This window comes from Sphingomonas endophytica (assembly GCF_014199415.1).
Lineage (GTDB): Bacteria > Pseudomonadota > Alphaproteobacteria > Sphingomonadales > Sphingomonadaceae > Sphingomonas > Sphingomonas endophytica.
The window spans coordinates 64834-84535 of record NZ_JACIJN010000011.1 but is presented as its reverse complement, the minus strand read 5'-3'; the positions used below and the strand labels follow the sequence as shown (position 1 = coordinate 84535).

Below are 19702 nucleotides of genomic sequence, written 5' to 3'. Positions count from 1 at the left end.
TACCCCCTCATGCTTCGCCGGAACGCAGCGCTTCCCCGGCGCGCGCCTCGATCGTTCGGTCGTTGTCGCCGATCACGTTGTTGCCCGTCGCCGCCGCGGCATCGGCGGGCGGGTCGTTGCGGCCGTCGTCCGCGACCCGTTGCTGGTCCTGCCCGGCGCGGCGCGCATACATCTTGGCGGGATCGCGCAGGTCGAAGCGCAGCCAGCCCTTGCCGAGCAACGGGTCCGCGCCGTCCATCTGCGCGAACTTGATGAGCGCCTGCGGCGCGCCGTCCTGCGGCAGCGCCAGCGTCTCGCCGGTGGTGAAGGTCAGGTCCCAGCGGCGGTTGCCGACCCAGGTCGCGGCGCGGATGCGCGGGCGCAGCGCAGGCGCGGCGGCGAGCAGCGCCTGATAGCCCGGCTCCTGCTGATTCGCGCCGGGACCGATGACGAGCGGCAGATCGGGCATATGCGTCGGCGCGACCGGCGCGAGCAGCCGCCCGGTCGCGTCGATCAGCGTCAATTGCCCCTTGTCCTGCCAAATCGCCGCCGGCTCGCGTTCGGTGATGTGGATCACCAGCCGGTCGGGGAGCCGCCGCGCGACATAGGCGTCGGAAATCCAGCCATAGGCCAGCAATCGCTCGCGCACGCGCTCCAGATCGACGCGCAGCATCGCGCGCGACGACTGATCCTCCAGCGCGACCGCATAGACCGTTTCGCGGTCCATCCGCTTGAGCCCGGTGATGTCGACCTGTTCGACGCGCAAGCCGGCCCGCCCCGCCGCCTCCGCGACGCCCGCGCCGATCGCCTGCGGCACGCCCAGCAGATTGGCGACGAACAGCGTCGCGACGCCGACCCCGCCCAGCACCGTCCACGTCACCGCCTTGCGCAGCGCGTCCTCGCTGATCGGCATCTTGGCGAGCAGCCGGTCGCCCAGCGACGCCTTCGGCACGCGCCGCCGGTTCGGGGTCGGGCGGCGACCCGGCGGCGCCGCGCCGCGCTTGATCGTGCGGCTCATGACCCAATCGCCTGGTCGACGATCGCCTGCACCAGCGCGGGATAGCTCATGCCGGTGTGCCGTGCCTGTTCGGGGACGAGGCTGAGCGGAGTCATCCCCGGCTGGGTGTTCACTTCCAGCAGGAACAGCCCGTCGACGCCGCGCTCGTCATCCCAGCGGAAGTCGGAGCGGCTGGTGCCGCGGCAGCCGAGCACGCGATGCGCCTGCAACGCCAGCGCCATGCACGCCTGCGTGATCTCGTCGGGGATCTCCGCGGGGAAGATATGGTCGGTCATCCCGTCGGTATATTTGGCGTCATAATCGTACCAGCCCGACTTGGGCCGCAGCTCGGTGACGCCGAGCGCCCGATCGCCGAGCACGGCGGTCGTCAGCTCGCGCCCGCGGACATAGGGTTCGGCGAGCAGTTCGTCGAACTCCTGCCACGGCCCGGTCGCGTCGCGCGCGATCGGGTTGCCGTAATTGCCCGCATCGGTAACGATCGCGACCCCGACCGACGAGCCTTCGTTGACCGGCTTCAGCACATAGGGCCGCGGCAGCGGATCGGCGTCGTGCACGTCGGCGCTCTTCACGATCCGCCCGCCGGGCATCGGGATGCCGGCGGGGACCAGCACCTGCTTGGTCAATACCTTGTCGATCGCGATCACCGAGGTGGCGAGCCCGGAATGGGTGTAGCGCAGCCCCATCAGGTCCATGAGGCCCTGCACGCTCCCGTCCTCGCCCGGCGTGCCGTGGAGCGCGTTGAAGACGAGGTCCGGCTTTGCTTCGGAGAGCTTCGCGGCAACGTCGCGCCCCATGTCGATGCGCGTGACGCGATGGCCGAGCGACTCAAGCGCATCGGCGACGCCGTTGCCCGAGGAGAGCGACACCTGACGCTCGGCCGACCAGCCGCCCATGAGGACTGCGATGTGCAAGGTCATGCTCCCTCTCCCTCTTGGGGAGAGGGTCGGGGTGAGGGGTTGGTGTCTCGCAGAGAGATCAGTCTCGGTGAGACCTCGGCCCCTCTCCCAACCCTCTCCCCAGAGGGGAGAGGGCTAAGCTCGTCCACCAAACCCACCCTTTGTATCTCCCATTCCAGTTCCACGCCGCTCGCCGCCTTCACCCGCGCGCGCACGTCCTCGCCCAGCGCCTCGATGTCCGCGCTGCTCGCCGCACCGAGGTTGAGCAAGAAGTTCGTATGCTTCTCGCTGACCTGCGCGTCGCCGCGCCGCAGCCCGCGGCACCCGGCGGCATCGACCAGCGCCCATGCCTTGTGCCCGTCGGGGTTCTTGAAGGTCGACCCGCCGGTCTTCGAGCGCAGCGGCTGCGACGCCTCGCGCGCGGCGGCGATCCGGTCCATCTCCGCCTGGATTGCGGCGGGCTCGCCCGGCTGCCCACGGAAGGTGGCCGCGATCACCACCGCGCCCTGCGGCAGTTCGGAATGGCGATAGGTATAGGCCAGCGCACTGGCCGCCAGCGTCCGCCGCTCGCCCGAGCGCAACACGACCTCGGCCTCGACCAGCACGTCGGCGGTCTCGCGCCCATAGGCGCCGCCGTTCATCCGCACGAACCCGCCGACCGTACCGGGGATCGAGCGCAGGAACTCCAGCCCCGCGACCCCGGCGTCGCGCGCGGTCGAGGACACGAGGATGCCGCTCGCCCCGCCCCCGCAGCGCAATGTCACCTCGTCGAGCGCGGTAGCGGTCGCGAACGGCTTGCCAAGCCGCACCACCACGCCCGGCACCCCGCCGTCGCGGACGATCAGGTTCGAGCCGAGCCCGAGCGGCATGACCGGCACCGCCGGATCGAGCGCCGCGAGGAACGCGCACAGATCGTCGGCATCGGCGGGCTCGAACAGCCACTCCGCCGCCCCGCCCGCCTTGAACCAGACGAGCGGCGCGAGCGGCGCATGGCGGGTCAGTTGCCCGCGGACCTCGGGGAGCGCGCTCACCACGGCCCGGCCCGCCACAGTTGCGCCCAGGCCTGCCACGCCGCCATGTTCGCCTCGCCCGCCCGCCGCGTCGCCTCCTGCGCTGCGATCAACGCCGCGCCCGCATCGGTGGCGTGCCGACCGGCCTCCAGCGCGCTGCGCTGGGTGTCGAGCAATTGCTTCTGCCAGTTGATCGCGGCGTCGAACCAGTTGGTCATGCGCGTTCCCCGATCGCGGCGGCCAGCCCGGCCGCCCATTTGGTGATGTCGCCCGCGCCGAGGCAGATCACCTGATCCCCCGCGCGCACCTCGCCCGCCAGCACATCGGCGAGCGCGGCGGCGTCCGCCACCACCGCCGCCTGGCGATGCCCGCGCTCCTGCAACCCCGCGACCAGCGCCTCGGCATCGACACCGGGGACCGGCGCTTCGCCCGCGGCATAGACCGGAGTGACATACACCTGATCCGCGTCGTTGAACGCGCCGCGAAAGTCTTCCATCAGATTGCCGAGCCGCGAGTAACGATGCGGCTGAACGACCGCGATCACCCGCCCCTGCGCACTCTCGCGCGCGGCGGCGAGCACCGCGCGGATCTCGACCGGATGATGCCCGTAATCGTCGATGATCGTCGCGCCACTTACCTCACCAACCTTGGTGAAGCGGCGCTTGACTCCGGAGAAGCGCTCGAACCCCTTCTGGATCGTCGCATCGTCGATCCCCAGCTCGAGCGCGACGCCGATCGCGGCGAGCGCATTCTGGACGTTGTGCCGCCCCGGCATCGGCAGATCGATCCCCTCGATCGAGCGCACGTCACCGTCGCGCGCGCGGATCAGCGCCTCGAACCGATTGCCGCCCGGATAGGGCGTGACATTGACCCCGCGCACGTCCGCCGACGCCGCGAAGCCATAGGTGACGATCCGCCGGTCGCGGACGCGCGGGATCAGCGCCTGCACCTCCGGGTGGTCGAGGCACAGCAGCGCCGCGCCGTAAAAGGGCACGTTCTCGACGAACTCGACATAGGCGTTCTTGGCGCGGTCGAAGCTGCCATAATGGTCGAGATGCTCGGGATCGATATTGGTGACGACCACAATCGTCCCGTCAAGCCGCAGGAAGCTGCCGTCGCTCTCGTCGGCCTCGACCACCATCCAGTCGCTCGCGCCCAGCCGCGCGTTCGAGCCGTAGCTGTTGATGATCCCGCCGTTGATGACGGTCGGATCGACCCCGCCGGCATCGAGCAACGCCGCGACCATCGAGGTCGTCGTGGTCTTGCCGTGCGTCCCCGCGACCGCGACGGTCGACTTGAGCCGCATCAGCTCGGCGAGCATCTCGGCGCGCCGCACGACCGGAACGCGGTTGCGCAGCGCCGCCTCGACCTCCGGGTTGCCGCGCTTCACCGCGGTCGAGGTCACGACCACCGCCACGCCGTCGACATTGGCGGCGTCATGCCCGATCGTCACGGCGATGCCGCGCTTGCGCAGCCCCTCGATCACATAGCCCTCGGCGACGTCGGAGCCCTGCACCTTGTAGCCGAGATTGTGCATCACCTCGGCGATGCCCGACATGCCGATCCCGCCGATCCCGACGAAGTGGATCGTGCCGATATCGGTGGCGACCCCCTTCATGCGAATGCCTTCCGCGTCTGCGCCTTGCCGACCTTGATCCGCGCGCGCGGCGCGTCGAGGCTCTCGACCAGATCGGCGAGGTCGGTGACGGCATTGGGCGCGCCGCACGAACGCGCGCGGGTGGCGGCATTGCCGAGCGCTTCGGGGTCGAGTCCGAGTTTCTGCATCTGCTTGGCGAGTTCCGTCGGCGTGAAGGCGGTCTGCTGGATCGTGCGCGCGCCGCCCGCGGCGGTGATCTCGCGCGCATTGGCGGTCTGGTGATCGTCGGTCGCCGAGGGCAACGGCACGAGGATCGCGGGGCGGCCGGCGGCGGTCAGCTCGGCGATCGTCGATGCGCCGGCGCGCGCGATGACGAGGTGCGACCAGCCGAGTTGCTCGGGCAGGTCGGGAAGGTAGGTGGCGAGATCGGCGGCGATGTCGAGGCTGGCGTACTTTTCACGCACCGCATCGATATCCTCGATCCGCGCCTGATGCGTCACCTGCAAGCGGCGACGGAACGCGACCGGCAGCAGCGCCAGCCCGTCGGGCACCACCTGGCTGAGCACCGACGCGCCCTGGCTGCCGCCGGTCACCAGCACGCGGAAGATGCCGTCCTCGTCGGGCACCGGATAGGGCTTGGCGCGCAACGCCAGCACGCTCTCGCGCACCGGATTGCCGATCAGATGCGCCTTGTGGCGGTGGCGCGGGTTGAGCCGCTCGGTCTCGGCATAGCTGGTCGCGATCGCATCGACGCGCCCGGCCACCAGCCGGTTGACGCGCCCCAGCACCGCATTCTGCTCGTGGACCGCGGTCGGAATCTTCTCGGCGAACGCTGCCGACAGCGCCGGAAAGGCGGGATAGCCGCCGAAGCCGATCACCGCGGCCGGCTTGAAGGTGCGATAGAGGTCGCGCGCGGACGTGCGCCCCTCCACCATCAGCCGCGCCGCCTTCGCCCAGCCGAGCGGCCCGCCCGCGAAGCGCCCGGCGGGGATGACATGCGTCTGCACGCCCTCGAACAGCCCCGGAAAGCGCACCCCGCGCGCGTCGCTGACCAAAGCGACGCGGTGCCCGCGCTTCATCAGCTCGGCCGCCAGCGCGGCGGCGGGCACCATATGCCCGCCGGTCCCGCCGGCGGCGAGCACGTAATGGCGAGGACGGAAGTCGCGGACCTGCGTCATTCGGCGCTCCAGCGTTGCTGCGCGATATACGGGCTGCGCAGCAGGAACGGATTGCGGCGCGTAAAGGCGAGCAACAGCCCCATCCCCATCGACAGCGCGACCATCGACGACCCGCCATAACTGATGAACGGCAGCGTCATCCCCTTTGACGGCGCCAGCCCGGTGTTGACCGCCATCGAGATCAGGGCCTGCGCGCCAAACTGCACCGCCAGCCCCGAAGCGGCGAGCAGGCGGAACGGGTCCTGCTCGTCGAGCAGCTTGACGAACACCCGCACCACGATCGCGAGGAACGCCAGCCCGACGATCATGCACGCCAGCAGGCCGAACTCCTCGCCGATCACCGAGAAGATGTAATCGGTATGCGCCTCGGGCAGCCCGAACTTGACCGTTCCCGCGCCCGGCCCGGTCCCGAACCACCCGCCCGAGGTCAGCGTGTTGTGGGCGGCATTGGTCTGGAAATGATCGGCCGCGCCCTCGCCCTCGACGCCGGGGAACAGGAAGGCATCGATCCGCTTCCGCGCGGTGCTGTAGAACAGATAGGCCGCGACCAGCGCGACCGGCACCATCGACAGGAAGCCGAGGATCACCCGCGTCGGCGTCCCCGCGATCGTCACCAGCGCCAGCCAGATGATGCAGAAGATCACGGTCTGCCCGAAATCGGGCTGCAACATCAGCAGCATCGCGATCAGCCCGGTCAGCGCGGCGGTGATCGCCGTCACCGGCAGTTCGGCATCGCGCGACTTGAACGACAGCAGCCACGCGACTGTTACGACGAAGAACGGCTTGAGGAATTCGGACGGCTGGAATTGCGCGAAGCCGAACCCGACCCAGCGGCGCGCGCCGTTGACGCTGACCCCGACGAACGGGACCAGCACCATCAACGCGACGCACACCGCCGCGCCGATCAGCGACATCCGCCGCGCCATCGTCAGCGGCAGCATCGACACGCCGAACAGCACCGGCAGCGACACCGCCACCCACATGACCTGCCGCCAGAAATAATGTAGCGGCGCGAAATGGAGATGCTCGCCCGAATAACGCGTCGCGCTGACCGGCGAGCCGGCGGCGACCGCGATCAGCCCGATCGCGATCAGGAACAAGGCGAGCAGCAGCAGCACGCGGTCGATGTCCCAGAACCACGTCCCCAGCGGCGACGGATCGCCGCGCCCGCCGCGGTTGCGCAGCGAGACGCCGGGACGGGCGGGCTCGGTTCGGGTCGCGCTCATGCCAGCTCCTCCACCGCTGCGCGGAACGCCGCGCCCCGCTGCTCGAAATCGCGGAACTGGTCGAACGAGGCGGCGGCGGGCGACAGCAGCACGACGTCGCCGCGCTCCGCCTCCTGCGCCGCCAGCTTCACCGCGCGCTCCAGCGTCTCGACCTCGGCGACCGGCACCTGCCCGCGCAGCACCGCGGCGAAGCGCGGTCCGCCCTCGCCGATCGTATAGGCGCGCACGACATTGCCGAGATGCGGCATGCAGGCGTCGAGATCGTCGCCCTTCACCTTGCCGCCCAGGATCCAGTGGATGCGCGGGAAAGCGGCGAGCGCCGGGGCGGCGCTTTCGGGATTGGTCGCCTTGCTGTCGTTGATCCACGCCACGCCGTTCAGCGTCGCGATCCGCTCCATGCGGTGCGGCAGCCCGGTGAAGGTTTCAAGGGCGCGCTCGATCGTCTCTGTGTCGACCCCGAGCGCCTCGGCGACCGCGACCGCGGCCTTGGCATTCTGTTCGTTGTGCGGGCCTTGCAGCGACGGCCAGCGCGCCTGCTCGCCGGGCAGCGGCACGCCGTCGATGAAGCGGACGTTGAGCCCCACGGGCGCATCGGCGAGCACGTCATGCTCGGCCTCCGCCTCGTAATCGACAACGGCGACGTGCGCGGGCGACTGCATCGCGAACAGCCGCGCCTTGCTGGCGGCATAAGCGTCGAAGCCGTCGTAGCGGTCGAGATGATCGGGGGTGACGTTGAGCAGCACCGCGACGTCACAGTCGAGCGTCTGCGTCAGGTCGATCTGGTAGCTCGACAGTTCGAGCACATAGACGCCGCCTTCCGGCAACGGCTCCTGCGCGAGGATCGGCAGCCCGATGTTGCCGCCCATCCGCGCGGGGATGCCGGCGGTGTCGAGGATGTGGTGGACGAGCGCCGTCGTGGTCGACTTGCCGTTGGTGCCGGTGATTCCGACGACCTTGTGCGCTGGCAGATCGGCGCGTGCCTGCGCGAACAGCTCGATGTCGCCGATGATCGGCACGCTCGCCGCGCGCGCCTTAGCGGCAAGCGGGTGCGTGTTGAGCGGCACGCCGGGGGAGACGACGAGCGCGTCGACGGTGGAGAGGTCGACGATCTCGAGGTTTTCGACGGCGAAGGGATGGTTGCTCAATTCCTCCTCAAGCACACCGCACTTGTCGACGTCACTGTCCCAAGCCGTCACCCGCGCCCCGCCCGCGACGAGCGCACGAACGGTCGCGGCGCCCGAGCGTGCCAGCCCGAGCACCGCATAATGTTTCCCCGCCCAGGCGCCGGAAACGATCATCGCAGCTTCAACGTCGACAGTCCGGCCAGTGCCAGCACCAGCGAGATGATCCAGAAGCGGATCACCACCGTCGGCTCGCTCCACCCCAGTTGCTCGAAATGGTGGTGGATCGGCGCCATGCGGAAGATGCGCTTGCCGGTGCGCTTGTACCAGAACACCTGGATGATGACGCTCATCGCCTCGACGACGAACAGCCCGCCGATGATCCCCAGCACGATCTCGTGATGCGCGACCACCGCGATCGTGCCGAGCGCGCCGCCCAGCGCAAGGCTGCCGGTGTCGCCCATGAACACCGCCGCGGGCGGCGCATTATACCACAGGAACGCCAGCCCGCCGCCGATCACCGCGCCGCAGAAGATCGCCAGCTCGCCCGCGCGCGGGACGTGCGGGATGCCGAGGTAATCGGCGAACTTCACGTTGCCCGCCAGATAGACGATCAGCATGAACGCGACGCTGGCGATGATCACCGGCATCGTCGCGAGCCCGTCGAGCCCGTCGGTCAGGTTCACCGCATTGCCGAACGCGACGATCGTAAAGGCGGCGAACACCGGATAGAAATAGCCGAGGTCGATGAAATAGCGGCTGGTGAACGGGAAATAGAGGCCGGAGCCGTTTTCCTGCATCACGATCCACGCCGCGACGCCGGCGATGGCGAATTCCAGCAACAACCGCACCCGCCCGGAAACGCCCGCGGTGCTGGCCTTCCGCACCTTGTCGTAATCGTCGAGGAAGCCGATCGCGCCGAAGCCGAGCGTGACGAACAGGCACGCCCAGACGAATGGATTGCGCAGGTCCATCCAGATCATCACCGACAGCACCAGGCTGGTGAGGATCATCAGCCCGCCCATCGTCGGGGTGCCGCGCTTGGCGAGATGCGTCTGGGGGCCGTCGGCGCGGATCGGCTGCCCCTTGCCCTGCCGGACGCGCAGCCAGCCGATGAAGCGCGGCCCGATGATGAGCCCGATCAGCAACGCGGTCGCGACCGCCGCACCGGCGCGAAACGTCTGATAGCGGATCAGGTTGAACCCGCCCGAGAAACCGAGTTGTTCGGCGATCCAGTACAGCAACTCAACTCATCCCGTTGGCAAGGCCGCTGACCAGTCGCGACAGGCCGACGCCGTTCGATCCCTTGACGAGCATGGTGTCGCCCGGCCGGATCAGTATCCGCAAGCGCTCGAGCGCCTGGCCGGCATCGGGCACATGGACGAATTCGACCTGCCCCTCAAGCGCCGCAGCCAGCGGGCGCATCGCCTCGCCGACCAGCACGGCCGTTTCGACGCGCGCGGCGACGACATCGTCGGCCAGCCCGGCATGGAAATCCGCCGACCCCTCGCCCAGCTCGCGCATCTCGCCGAGTACCGCGACGTGCCGCCCGGCCGCCAGCGCCAGCACCGCCAGCGTCGCGCGCATCGACGCCGGATTGGCGTTGTAGCTTTCGTCGATCACGGTCGCCTCGCCATCGCCGACGCGCACGGTCAGCCGCGCACCGCGGCCAGGCAGTCCGCCAAGCTCGCCCAAAGCGAGTCCGGCGAGCGCCAGATCGGCACCGACCGCATCCACGACCGCCAGCACCGCGAGCGCGTTCGACACCCAATGCCGCCCGGGCTGCGCGATCGTGAAGCTCACGTCGCGTCCGCCGACCCGCGCGTTGACGAAGGTACCGCCGCCACGCACCACCATCGCGTCGCTGGCGCGCACATCGGCCTCGCGATTGATGCCGAAGGTGACGATCCGCCCCGCATAAGGCCTGGCGGCGTCGATCAACCGGTCACGATGCGGGCTGTCGAACGGCACGATCGCGGTCCCGCCCGGTTCCAGACCGCGGAAGATCTCGCCCTTGGCGTCGGCGATCGCGCTTTCGTCGGGCAAGAATTCGGTATGCGCGGGCGCGATCGCGGTCACCAAGGCGACGTGCGGGCGCACCAAAGTGGTCAGATGCGCCAGTTCGCCGGGATGATTCATCCCCATTTCGAGCACCGCGAAGTCGGTGTCGGCGGGCATCCGCGCGAGGCTGAGCGGGACGCCGGTGTGATTGTTGTAGCTCTTGACCGAACGATGCGCGCGGCGGCCGGGCGCGCGGTCGAGCGCGGCGAACAGCGCCTCCTTGGTCGAGGTCTTGCCGACTGACCCGGTAACGCCGATCACCTTGCCCGCCACCCGCGCGCGCGCGGCACGGGCAAGGTCCTCGAGCGCGGCGAAGGTGTCGGCGACGCGCACCGAAGGGTGCGCGGTTGGCTGCGACACGATCGCGCCGCCCGCCCCCTGCGCGAACGCCTGATCGAGGAAGCGGTGGCCGTCGGTGGTCTCGCCGGTCAGCCCGATGAACAGGTCGCGCTCGCCGACCTCGCGCGAGTCGAACGCGACCCCGTCGACCACAAAGTCGGCGGCGGCGGTGCCGCCGGTGGCGGCGGCGATCTCGGTGGCGGTCCAGAGCGTCATGGGCGCGTCATACCGAAGTCGTCATCCCCGCGCAGGCGGGGATCCAGACGCGCAGGCTTCTCGAAAGAAGTGCGAACATCGGCGGTTCTGGATTCCCGCCTGCGCGGGAATGACGAAGAACGGGCACCGATCATGCCGCCACCTCGCGCGCGACCGTTACGTCGTCGAACGGGAGCACGAGCTCGCCGACGATCTGCCCCTGTTCGTGCCCCTTGCCCGCGATGAGCACAATGTCCCCCGCGCGCGCCTCCGCGACCGCGGTGGCGATCGCGGCGCGGCGGTCGCCGATCTCGCGCGCGCCCGGCGCACCTTCGAGGACCGCGCGACGGATCATCGCCGGATCCTCGGTGCGCGGATTGTCGTCGGTGACGATCACCACATCGGCGCTCGCCGCCGCGGCCTGCCCCATCGGCACGCGCTTGCCCGCGTCACGGTCGCCGCCCGCGCCGAAGACGAGGATCAGCCGGCCCTCGACATGTGGGCGCAGCGCGGCGCACGCCGCCTCGATCGCATCGGGGGTGTGCGCATAATCGACATAGACCGGCGCCCCGCCCGCGGTGATCGCGGCGCGCTCCAGTCGTCCGCGCACCGGCTGCAACCGCGCGAGCCCGGCGAGCGTCTGCGCGACATCGCCGCCGGTCGCGATCACCAGCCCGGCGGCGACCAGCGCGTTGGCGGCCTGATAGCCGCCGATCAGCGGCAGCGTGACCCGGTGATCGACACCCTCGGCACGGATCGTCAGCCCCTGCCCGAGCAAGGTCGGTGCGCGCGCGACCAGCCGCAGGTCGTCGCCATGCTCGCCGACCGTGAAGACGCGGTTGCCCCGCTCGCGCGCGATATCGATCACGCGCTCCGAATTGGCGTCGTCGACCCACACCACCGCGGTGCCGTCATCGGCGAGCACCTGCGCGAACAGCCGCAGCTTGGCGGTGAAATAGGCCGCCATGTCGCCGTGATAATCGAGATGGTCGCGGCTGAGATTGGTGAAGGCCGCCGCGCGCACCGGCAATCCTTCGGTGCGATACTGGCTGAGCCCGTGGCTCGACGCCTCGAACGCGAGATGCGTGACGCCCTCGCGCGCGAGCCCGGCGACGTTCGACAGGAACGTCACGACATCGGGGGTGGTCAGCCCGGTCACGACGCGCTCGTCGGCGGTCGCGACGCCCAGCGTGCCGATCGACGCGGCGTGATGCCCCGCCATGCGCCACAGCTGCCGCGTCATCTCGACCGTCGAGGTCTTGCCGTTGGTGCCGGTGACCGCCACGGCGGTCTCGGGAAACGGCGCGAAGAAGCGGGCGGCGAGCCGGGCGAACGTTTCGCGCGGGGTGTAATCGCGGATATGCAGCGCGCCCTCGACGCGGGCGCCGGGCCGCGCGACGACCGCCACGGCGCCGGCCTCGATCGCCGCGGGGATATAATCCTCCCCATTGACCCGCGCGCCCTCGAACGCGCCGAAGATCGTGCCGGGCGCGACCTTGCGGTGGTCGATCGCGAACCCGGTGACCGACTGCTCGCCGCCGCCCTCGACCAGTTGCGACAGCTTCATGCCACGATCCTCACTGCCCGCCGCTCTTGGGCGCGCGGTCGGGATCGTCCCACAGCGTCGGGATGATATCCGACACGTCGATGTCGCGCCGATCGTCGGGCGTCACGCCCAGGATCGCGCCGACGCGCGAGATCGTGCGGCCGACGACCGGGGCAACGTTCCACGCAGCGGTCTTCCACCCGAAGGTCTCCTTCGTGCCAAGCGGCGAGTCGAGCATCGCCACGACCACATAGCGCGGCGCGTCCATCGGGAAAGCCGCCGCGAAGGTCGCGACGTTGCGCGACCGGTCATAGCCGCCCGCCACCGCCGCCTCGGCGGTGCCGGTCTTGCCGCCGACGCGATAGCCGGGCGCATCGCCCTTGCGCCCCGTGCCGCGCAGCACGATCAGCCGCAGCATCTGGCGCATCCGCGCGCTGGTCGCCTCGCTGATGACGCGCCGTCCGGCGACCTCATGCCCCGGCTGGACCTTGAGCAAGGTCGCCGGCCGCCACGTCCCGCCGTTGACCAGCGCGGCATAGGCATTGGCGAGATGCAGCGGCGTCACCGCGATGCCGTGGCCATAGGCGGTGGTCATCGTCGTGGTGCGCGCCCAGAAGGTCGGCCACAGCGGGCGGCCCTTCTCGCGCAGCTCGATATCCGGCCGCGTGTCGAAGCCGAGCTTGCGGAACATCTTCTGCATCCGCTCCGGCCCGACCTCGTCGGCGACGCGCGCGGTGGCGACGTTCGAGGAATAGATCAGCGTTTCCGCCATGTTGAGCCAGCGCTTCGGATCCCCGCGCTCGTCATGGATCGTGAAGCGGCCGACCTGCAGCGGATGCGTCGCGTCGAAGCGCCGCTCCATCGAGGTGACGACGCCATTGTCGATCGCCGCCGCCATCGTGATCGGCTTGAAGGTCGACCCCAGCTCGAACACGCTCTGCGTGGTGATGTTGCGGAGCTGCTCGCTGCCCGACATGCCGACGCGATTGGGGTTGAAGGTCGGCAGCGACACCATGGCCACCACCTCGCCGGTGTGGACGTCGAGCACGATCCCGCCGCCGCCGCGCGCCGAGAAGGTGGTCATCGCGCGCCCCAGCTCGCTCTCCATCGCCGCCTGCACGCGCGTGTCGATCGCCAAGGCGACCGGCTGGTTGATGGTGGCGGGGTTGGTCAGCCGCTCGTCGAGCGCACGCTCGATCCCGCTCATGCCGTGGCCGCCGCTGATGAAGCCGAGCACGTGTGCGCCGAGCGTCGACTGCGGGTAGAGCCGCTGCGTCTCGCGTTCGAAGACGATCCCCGGCTCGCCGATCGCGTTGACCGCCTCGACCAGGGCGGGGCTGGCGCGGCGGTTGAGATAGGTGAAGCTGACCGGGCGCGTGATTTGCGCATAGAACCACGCCTGATCGCCACGGTCGGGCATCAGGTCGGCGAGCTTCTGCGCGATCTGCGACGGGTCGCCGAGCAGCTTCTTCGGATGGACGCCGATCGTCCACGCGTCGATGGTGCGCGCGAGCGGCGCACCGTTGCGATCGACGATATCGCCGCGCGGTGCGGCCAGCACCCGCGCGGTGCCGCGCTCGCCGCCCTCGGTCACCCCGAGCATCGCCAGCCGCCCGATCACGATCAGCACCGACGCTGCGAACAGCAGCATCAGCATCATCAGGCGCAGATGTTGCGTCGCCAGCAATTGCTGGCGCTGGTCGCCCGAACGGCCGGCGCGAAGGGGTCGGGCGACCAGGGTGTTCACCGCAAGCGGCTCCGTTCGGCGCGCGCGCCGCTCAGGATCTCGCCGAGCGTGTTCTCGCTGAGCAGCCCGCGGTCGAGCATCGCGACCTTGGCGACCTTGACCGGCGCGGCGGCCGCGCGCGCGGCGACCTTGGTCACCGTGATCGGCGTCGCCGCGGCGACCTGCACCGCCGCAACCTTCACCACGGCGGGCGCGGCGGTGGCGGTGCTGGCGGTGGCGACCGCGGGAACGATGGCGGCGACCGGTGCGGCGGGGACGATCAGCTGCGCGGTCTGCACCGGCACGTCACGTCCCGGCACGGGCAGCCCCTGCACCGGCGACAGCGCCGCCAGCGCACGCTCGTCGGCGACGAACTGCCGCGCGGTCGGCACGGTCAGCGCCAGCGTGTTGCCGTTCCAGCGCTCGAGCTGCGCGAGGTTGGCGCGCACGTCGAACTCGGTTTCCAGCGCACGGATGTCGCGCTCCGCCGAGGAGATGCGGCGGTCGACCTGCTCCAGCCGCTTGCGCTCGGCCGCGACCTGCGACGACACGAGGTAGAAGCCGATCGCCACGATCGCACAGCCGGTCAGCCACCCCAGCCCTTTCAACCGATATATCGCCGCCATCGTTACGCCTCCAAACGCCAAGGGGCCGCCCCGGTACGCCGGGCGGTGCGAAGTGTGGCGGAGCGGGCGCGCGGATTGGCGGCCAGCTCCGCTTCGCCCGCGCGGATCGCGCGGGCGGTGATCTCGAAGGTCGGTTCGCGCACGGGCGCGCTGACCGGCAGATGCCGCGAGCCGCCGGGTGCCGCGCCCGAGCGGTCGCGCAGGAAGCGCTTGACGATGCGATCCTCCAGCGAGTGGAAGGTGACGATCGCCAGCCGCCCGCCGGGCTTCAGCACGCGCTCGGCCGCCTCCAGCCCTTGCGTCAGCTCGTCCAGCTCGCCGTTGATGTGAATGCGCACCGCCTGAAACGCGCGGGTCGCCGGGTCCTTCTTGTCGTGCGGGCGATGGCCGAGCGCCTTGCGCACCACATTGGCGAACTGCGCGGTCGTGGTGAGCGGGCGCGCCGCGACCACCGCCCGTGCGATCCGCCGCGACTTCGGTTCCTCGCCATAGCGATACAGCACGTCGGCGATCGCCTCTTCCTCGGCCTCGTTGAGGAAGTCGGCGGCGGACAGGCCTTCCTGACTCATCCGCATGTCGAGCGGGCCGTCCGCCTGGAACGAGAAGCCGCGCTCGGCCTGATCGAGCTGCATCGACGACACGCCGATGTCCATCGTCACGCCGTCGACCGGCACCGCGTCGCGCGCCGCCAGCTCCGCTTCGAGCGCCGAGAAGGTGGCGGGGACGAGCGTCAGCGCCGCCTCTTCCTCCAGCGCGCGGCCGTTGGCGATCGCGTCCGGATCGCGATCGAACGCGATCACCGCCGCGCCGGCCGCAAGGATCGCGCGGGTGTAGCCGCCGGCACCGAAGGTCGCATCGACATGGCGCTCGCCGGGGGCAGGGGCGAGCGCGGCGACGACTTCGTCGAGCAGGACGGGGACGTGCGGGGCGGCGGCGCTGCTCATGACAGGGGTATCCCCTTGTCCTCGCAGGCGAATTCCACATACTCCTTGAGAAAGGGATCGATCCCCGGCGTCTCGATCAGGACGTTCGGCGCCCAGATCGTGATCCAGTTGAACGCGCCAAGGAACACCGCCGCGCCCTGGATGCGCGCGTAGCGACGCTCGAAGGACGGCATGATGAAGCGGCCCGAGCCGTCGAACGGCAGCGGCTCGGCCCCGCCGGCGCGGTCGAGGATGTTATAATCGGTGCGCCCGCTGGTCGCGAATTGCGCGGCATCCAGCGCCTCCAGCTTCGCCTTCCAGAACGGCACGAAGCCGGGATCATAGGCGATCAGGCAGCGATGTTCGGGATGCGGGGCGATGATGACGGTGCCGCCGTCCTTGCCGTCCTCGCGCGGGGCGTTCTTGGCCAGCGTCGCGCGCAGGGTGTTCGGAATCGCGACCCGGCCCTTGTCATCGACAAGACCGAGCCCCTTTCCCTGATAGTCCACCCTGTCGATCACGCCCACCTCGCACCCGGAGCGCACAACCACCCTGCCCGACGCGCAGCCCTCGCCGCGCGCCGACGTTGCCGTCAGCAAACAACAGTGGTTCTGCCCCCAATGTCGTAGCGCTTACGTATCAGGGTCACGCCGGGAAGAGAAGGGAAATTCGGGGAAATCAGGGGATCAGCCGCTTGGCGCCTTGAATCCCGCTGGAATCCGCGGTGGCACTTGCGCGCGTAGAACCGATTTGCCGCCGAATGCCGCTCGATCCTCCCAATTTTCCGTGTCTGACCACGCCATCCCCGGATTTCCCCGACGACTCGCATGCACCGGCAGGACGGCAAAACCGGCCCGCGCGCTCACGACATTTGGAGGAAAACCGCCGTGCGCCCGAATCGATCGGCGACGCACCGCACGTCGAACCGCCGCGGACCTGCACCGCGGCGCGGCGATCACAACATGCCGTTGGTCGGTGTGTCGGGAGAAGGCTGCGGCTGCGGCTCGGCAGGCGTGGGGGCGGCGCCGGGGGTCACGCCCATTTCAGCAAGCGGTTCGTTGGTCGGCGCAGCCGTTGGGGCAGAGGACGGCGCGCTCATGTTGGCGACCAGTTCCGGTTGCGCGGCACCGGTGACATTCACGGGTTGTTGCTGATTGACCGAAGAAAAGATCGCGCTCGCCAGCCCGATCAACAGCACGACCGCGGCAAGGCCGATCATTCCGACGCGCACGCGCTGCCGGGTCTGTTCCGCCTGTTGCCGTTCGACGGCGGCCTTGTCTTTGAGAGGAGCCTTCATCGGTCGCGCATTTCTAACCGATCGTCGCGCGTGTGTCGATCAATTCGTTAACGGCCGATCGTGCACGGAGCCGCGCACCAGCCCCTTCGCCGCGAGCCACGCCGGATCGTAGAGCGTCGAGAGATACCGGAAGCCGGTGTCGCACAGGATCGTCGCGATCCGCTTCCCCGGCCCGAGCTGCCGCGCGAGCCGCACCGCGCCCGCGACGTTGATCCCCGACGACAGGCCGAGGCACAGCCCTTCCTCGCGCAGCAAACGGTCGGTCCAGTCGAGCCCTTCCTGATCGGCGATGCGAAATTGCGCGTCGACCGGCGCGCCGTCGAGATTGGCGGTGATCCGCCCCTGCCCGATCCCCTCGGCGACCGACGAGCCCTCGGCGCGCAGCTCGCCGCACGCATAATATTCGTAGAGCGCCGCGCCATGCGGGTCGCTGAGCGCGATGCACACGTCGGGGTCGTGCGCCTTGAGGCCCAGCCCGACGCCCGCGAAGGTGCCGCCGGTGCCGACCGCGCAGGTGAACCCGTCGATCCGCCCGTCCATCTGCGTCCAGATCTCCTCGGCAGTGCCGACGATATGCGCGCGCCGGTTGGCGATATTGTCGAACTGGTTCGCCCAGATCGCGCCCGGCGTCTCCTCCGCGATCCGCCGCGAGGTATGGACGAAATGCGCCGACGACGCATAAGGCGCGGCGGGCACCGTCACCAGCTCCGCGCCGAGCGCGCGCAGCGTGTCCATCTTCTCCTTGGATTGGGTGTCGGGCATCACGATGATCGTGCGATAGCCCTTGGCGTTGGCGACCAGCGCCAGCCCGATCCCGGTATTGCCCGCGGTGCCCTCGACGATCGTCCCGCCGGGCGCCAGCACGCCGCGCTCCTCGGCATCGTTGACGATGAACAGCGCGGCGCGGTCCTTCACGCTCGCGCCCGGATTGGCGAACTCGCACTTGCCGAAGATGTCGCAGCCGGTGGCCTCGCTCGGTCCCTTCAGGCGGACGAGCGGCGTATTGCCGATCAGGGCCAGCGTATCGGTGGTGGTATGCATGGCGGCGTAGATGCGGGCGCGTCCGCCGATGCGCAAGCGATTGAAACTATCCGTCCCCCACTCCCGCCTTCATCGCGCTCGCCAAGCCGCGGCAAAGCTGCCATGTTCCCGTTTCGTTTTCGCAGCCGAGTCGCCCCCGAGCCGCCCATGCCCGACCTGCCGCCCCGCCCGCTGCGCTGGCTGTTCCTCGACCTGAACAGCTATTTCGCGAGCGTCGAGCAGCAATTGCAGCCCAGCCTGCGCGGGCGGCCGGTGATCGTCGCGCCGGTCGGCGCCGACACGACGGTCGCGATCGCCGCCTCGGTCGAGGCGAAGCGCTACGGCATCTCGACCGGAACGCCGGTGTGGGAAGCGAAGCAGCGTTGCCGCGAACTGGTCGTCACCCCGGCGCGGCACGAACGCTATGTCGAATTCCACCATGCGATCGTCGCCGAGATCGAGCGACATATTCCGGTCACCAGGGTCTGCTCGATCGACGAGGTCGCGTGCCGGCTGCTCGATAACGAGAACGACCGCGCGCACGCCGAGGCGCTGGCGGTGCGGATCAAGCGCGGCATCCGCGAAAAGGTCGGCGCGTGCCTGACCTCATCGGTCGGGATCGCGCCCAACCGGCTGCTCGCCAAGCTCGCCTCCGACCTGCAGAAGCCCGACGGGCTGGTGGTGTTCGAGGCCGCCGATCTGCCGCATGCACTCTACCGCCTGTCGCTGCGCGACATCAGCGGGATCGGCGCCAAGATGGAGCGGCGGCTGGCCCGCGACGGCGTCAACGACATCGAGCAATTGCTCGCGCGCCGCCCACGCGACGCCGGCCATGCCTGGGGCGGCACCAACGGCGACCGGCTCTGGTATCTGCTCCACGGCGTCGATCTCGCCGAGAAGGCGACGCAAAGCCGCACGATCGGACACAGCCACGTCCTGTCGCCGGGCAAGCGCGGCTATGGCGCGGTGCGGCTGACCGCGCGGCGGCTGGCGCTCAAGGCGGCGAGCCGGCTGCGCCGCAAGGCGTATCGCGCGCGGCTGCTGGTGCTCCATGCCCGCTTCGAGGATGACAAGAGCGTGTGGCGCACCTCCGCAAAGCTGCCGGCGACGCAGGACAGTTTCGCGGTGCTGGCGGCGCTCGACACATTGCTGCCGCGGTTGCGCGCGCAGGAAGTGGTGCATCGCAGCGGTTGCCGGATGATCGGGGTGACGCTGGCCGAGATCGAGCCGGTCACCGCCGAGCAGCATTCGCTGTTCGCGCATCTTCCCGCCGACGATCCGCTGGCGCGCGAAACGCGCGGGCTGGCGCTAAGCCGCGCGATGGATCGCATCAACGAACGATTCGGGCGTCATGCGGTGTCGGTCGGCGCGATGCATGGCGGTCGGCTCGACCGGGTCGGCACGAAGATTGCGTTCGGGCGTATTCCGGACATGGACGAATTTCACGAATGACCCAGATTCTGATGCACCGCAACAAACCGTGACTTGACGGACTAAAAAGCATCGGCGAAGCGGCACATATTATGCAGAAGCTCCTCCCCCTCTCGCTGGCCGCCGCTCTGCTGGCGCTGTCGGCCTGCAACTCCGAACCGTCCTCGCCGCAGGTGCTGGACAGCAACCCCGATCCGATGGCCTCGACGCTCGCCAATGCCGCGCCGATCGAGCTGCCGCCCGCGATCAAGGCCGACAAGACCATGCGCTGCAAGGACCAGAGCCTCGCCTATGTCACCTTCTTCGACGGTGACAAGCAGGCCGTGGTCCGCACCGAAAAGGGCGGCGCCGCCACCACGCTGAAGGCCGAAAAGGCCGGCGATCCGCTGACCGCCGAGGGCGGCTGGAAGCTGACCGGCAACACCAGCGAAGTGAAGCTGACGCGTCCGGGCAAGCCCGAGCTGGTCTGCCACTCGTAAGGTTCCGATCGGCAGGCTGCGATCGGCCTGCCGT

The 19702-nt window shown here is 69.6% G+C and carries 19 protein-coding genes; 2 read left to right on the top strand and 17 right to left on the bottom strand.

Annotation, left to right across the window (positions count from 1 at the left end):
• Positions 1–7: 7 nt before the first annotated feature.
• From FHS97_RS15380 to FHS97_RS15300, 17 genes are all read right to left on the bottom strand, one after another.
• Positions 8–997, bottom strand: coding sequence for a cell division protein FtsQ/DivIB (locus FHS97_RS15380; RefSeq protein WP_184039996.1), 990 nt, complete (start codon positions 995–997; stop codon positions 8–10).
• A complete protein-coding gene (locus FHS97_RS15375; protein ID WP_184039993.1) occupies positions 994–1914 on the bottom strand; it encodes a D-alanine--D-alanine ligase in 921 nt (306 codons plus the stop codon). Before FHS97_RS15375 ends, FHS97_RS15380 begins: the two co-directional genes overlap by 4 nt.
• On the bottom strand, positions 1911–2924 hold the full coding sequence (gene murB / locus FHS97_RS15370) for a UDP-N-acetylmuramate dehydrogenase (protein WP_184040158.1): 1014 nt from the start codon (positions 2922–2924) through the stop codon (positions 1911–1913). Before murB ends, FHS97_RS15375 begins: the two co-directional genes overlap by 4 nt.
• Entirely contained in the window at positions 2921–3121 is a 201-nt protein-coding gene (locus FHS97_RS15365) for a hypothetical protein (protein ID WP_246346707.1), read from the bottom strand. Before FHS97_RS15365 ends, murB begins: the two co-directional genes overlap by 4 nt.
• Complete coding sequence (murC, locus tag FHS97_RS15360; RefSeq protein ID WP_184039987.1) at positions 3118–4521, bottom strand: UDP-N-acetylmuramate--L-alanine ligase; 1404 nt, start codon at positions 4519–4521, stop codon at positions 3118–3120. The genes FHS97_RS15365 and murC overlap by 4 nt, the downstream gene beginning before the upstream one ends.
• Positions 4518–5678 (bottom strand): undecaprenyldiphospho-muramoylpentapeptide beta-N-acetylglucosaminyltransferase, encoded by a 1161-nt coding sequence (gene murG, locus FHS97_RS15355; RefSeq protein WP_184039984.1) that lies wholly within the window; start codon positions 5676–5678, stop codon positions 4518–4520. The genes murC and murG overlap by 4 nt, the downstream gene beginning before the upstream one ends.
• Complete coding sequence (locus FHS97_RS15350) at positions 5675–6904, bottom strand: FtsW/RodA/SpoVE family cell cycle protein (protein ID WP_184039981.1); 1230 nt, start codon at positions 6902–6904, stop codon at positions 5675–5677. The genes murG and FHS97_RS15350 overlap by 4 nt, the downstream gene beginning before the upstream one ends.
• Positions 6901–8202, bottom strand: coding sequence for a UDP-N-acetylmuramoyl-L-alanine--D-glutamate ligase (gene murD, locus FHS97_RS15345; RefSeq protein WP_184039978.1), 1302 nt, complete (start codon positions 8200–8202; stop codon positions 6901–6903). Before murD ends, FHS97_RS15350 begins: the two co-directional genes overlap by 4 nt.
• A complete protein-coding gene (gene mraY / locus FHS97_RS15340) occupies positions 8199–9269 on the bottom strand; it encodes a phospho-N-acetylmuramoyl-pentapeptide-transferase (RefSeq protein WP_184039975.1) in 1071 nt (356 codons plus the stop codon). Before mraY ends, murD begins: the two co-directional genes overlap by 4 nt.
• Before the next feature lies 1 nt (position 9270).
• Positions 9271–10641, bottom strand: coding sequence for a UDP-N-acetylmuramoyl-tripeptide--D-alanyl-D-alanine ligase (locus FHS97_RS15335; protein WP_184039972.1), 1371 nt, complete (start codon positions 10639–10641; stop codon positions 9271–9273).
• A gap of 130 nt (positions 10642–10771) precedes the next feature.
• On the bottom strand, positions 10772–12187 hold the full coding sequence (locus tag FHS97_RS15330) for a UDP-N-acetylmuramoyl-L-alanyl-D-glutamate--2,6-diaminopimelate ligase (RefSeq protein ID WP_184039970.1): 1416 nt from the start codon (positions 12185–12187) through the stop codon (positions 10772–10774).
• Between the two features lie 10 nt (positions 12188–12197).
• Positions 12198–13913 (bottom strand): penicillin-binding transpeptidase domain-containing protein, encoded by a 1716-nt coding sequence (locus FHS97_RS15325; protein WP_184039966.1) that lies wholly within the window; start codon positions 13911–13913, stop codon positions 12198–12200.
• Positions 13910–14518: a hypothetical protein gene (locus tag FHS97_RS15320; RefSeq protein ID WP_184039963.1), complete on the bottom strand. Its 609-nt coding sequence runs from the start codon at positions 14516–14518 to the stop codon at positions 13910–13912. Before FHS97_RS15320 ends, FHS97_RS15325 begins: the two co-directional genes overlap by 4 nt.
• Before the next feature lie 2 nt (positions 14519–14520).
• Positions 14521–15462, bottom strand: a complete 942-nt coding sequence (rsmH, locus tag FHS97_RS15315) for a 16S rRNA (cytosine(1402)-N(4))-methyltransferase RsmH (protein WP_184039960.1) — start codon at positions 15460–15462, stop codon at positions 14521–14523.
• Positions 15459–15962: a division/cell wall cluster transcriptional repressor MraZ gene (locus FHS97_RS15310; RefSeq protein WP_184039957.1), complete on the bottom strand. Its 504-nt coding sequence runs from the start codon at positions 15960–15962 to the stop codon at positions 15459–15461. Before FHS97_RS15310 ends, rsmH begins: the two co-directional genes overlap by 4 nt.
• A 434-nt stretch (positions 15963–16396) precedes the next feature.
• Positions 16397–16738 (bottom strand): hypothetical protein, encoded by a 342-nt coding sequence (locus FHS97_RS15305; RefSeq protein WP_246346706.1) that lies wholly within the window; start codon positions 16736–16738, stop codon positions 16397–16399.
• Between the two features lie 39 nt (positions 16739–16777).
• Positions 16778–17779 carry a cysteine synthase A gene (locus FHS97_RS15300; RefSeq protein ID WP_184039954.1) on the bottom strand — a complete coding sequence of 334 codons (1002 nt, stop codon included), beginning with the start codon at positions 17777–17779 and terminating at the stop codon, positions 16778–16780.
• Positions 17780–17926: 147 nt separating this feature from the next.
• On the opposite strand from FHS97_RS15300, the gene FHS97_RS15295 reads away from it, so the two are divergent.
• The gene (locus tag FHS97_RS15295) at positions 17927–19210 is read left to right on the top strand and encodes a Y-family DNA polymerase (protein WP_246346705.1); all 1284 of its coding nucleotides are present in this window, start codon (positions 17927–17929) and stop codon (positions 19208–19210) included.
• 71 nt (positions 19211–19281) lie between these two features.
• Positions 19282–19668, top strand: coding sequence for a hypothetical protein (locus FHS97_RS15290; RefSeq protein WP_184039948.1), 387 nt, complete (start codon positions 19282–19284; stop codon positions 19666–19668).
• Positions 19669–19702: the final 34 nt, after the last annotated feature.

Excerpts from the sequence above, each read along its gene's own strand:
- FHS97_RS15380 (WP_184039996.1), bottom strand. The coding sequence starts at position 997 with ATGAGCCGCACGATCAAGCGCGGCGCGGCGCCGCCGGGTCGCCGCCCG.
- FHS97_RS15375 (WP_184039993.1), bottom strand. The coding sequence starts at position 1,914 with ATGACCTTGCACATCGCAGTCCTCATGGGCGGCTGGTCGGCCGAGCGT.
- FHS97_RS15365 (WP_246346707.1), bottom strand. The coding sequence starts at position 3,121 with ATGACCAACTGGTTCGACGCCGCGATCAACTGGCAGAAGCAATTGCTC.
- murC (WP_184039987.1), bottom strand. The coding sequence starts at position 4,521 with ATGAAGGGGGTCGCCACCGATATCGGCACGATCCACTTCGTCGGGATC.
- murG (WP_184039984.1), bottom strand. The coding sequence starts at position 5,678 with ATGACGCAGGTCCGCGACTTCCGTCCTCGCCATTACGTGCTCGCCGCC.
- FHS97_RS15350 (WP_184039981.1), bottom strand. The coding sequence starts at position 6,904 with ATGAGCGCGACCCGAACCGAGCCCGCCCGTCCCGGCGTCTCGCTGCGC.
- murD (WP_184039978.1), bottom strand. The coding sequence starts at position 8,202 with ATGATCGTTTCCGGCGCCTGGGCGGGGAAACATTATGCGGTGCTCGGG.
- FHS97_RS15335 (WP_184039972.1), bottom strand. The coding sequence starts at position 10,641 with ATGACGCTCTGGACCGCCACCGAGATCGCCGCCGCCACCGGCGGCACC.
- FHS97_RS15330 (WP_184039970.1), bottom strand. The coding sequence starts at position 12,187 with ATGAAGCTGTCGCAACTGGTCGAGGGCGGCGGCGAGCAGTCGGTCACC.
- FHS97_RS15320 (WP_184039963.1), bottom strand. The coding sequence starts at position 14,518 with ATGGCGGCGATATATCGGTTGAAAGGGCTGGGGTGGCTGACCGGCTGT.
- rsmH (WP_184039960.1), bottom strand. The coding sequence starts at position 15,462 with ATGAGCAGCGCCGCCGCCCCGCACGTCCCCGTCCTGCTCGACGAAGTC.
- FHS97_RS15305 (WP_246346706.1), bottom strand. The coding sequence starts at position 16,738 with ATGAAGGCTCCTCTCAAAGACAAGGCCGCCGTCGAACGGCAACAGGCG.
- FHS97_RS15300 (WP_184039954.1), bottom strand. The coding sequence starts at position 17,779 with ATGCATACCACCACCGATACGCTGGCCCTGATCGGCAATACGCCGCTC.
- FHS97_RS15295 (WP_246346705.1), top strand. The coding sequence starts at position 17,927 with ATGCCCGACCTGCCGCCCCGCCCGCTGCGCTGGCTGTTCCTCGACCTG.
- FHS97_RS15290 (WP_184039948.1), top strand. The coding sequence starts at position 19,282 with ATGCAGAAGCTCCTCCCCCTCTCGCTGGCCGCCGCTCTGCTGGCGCTG.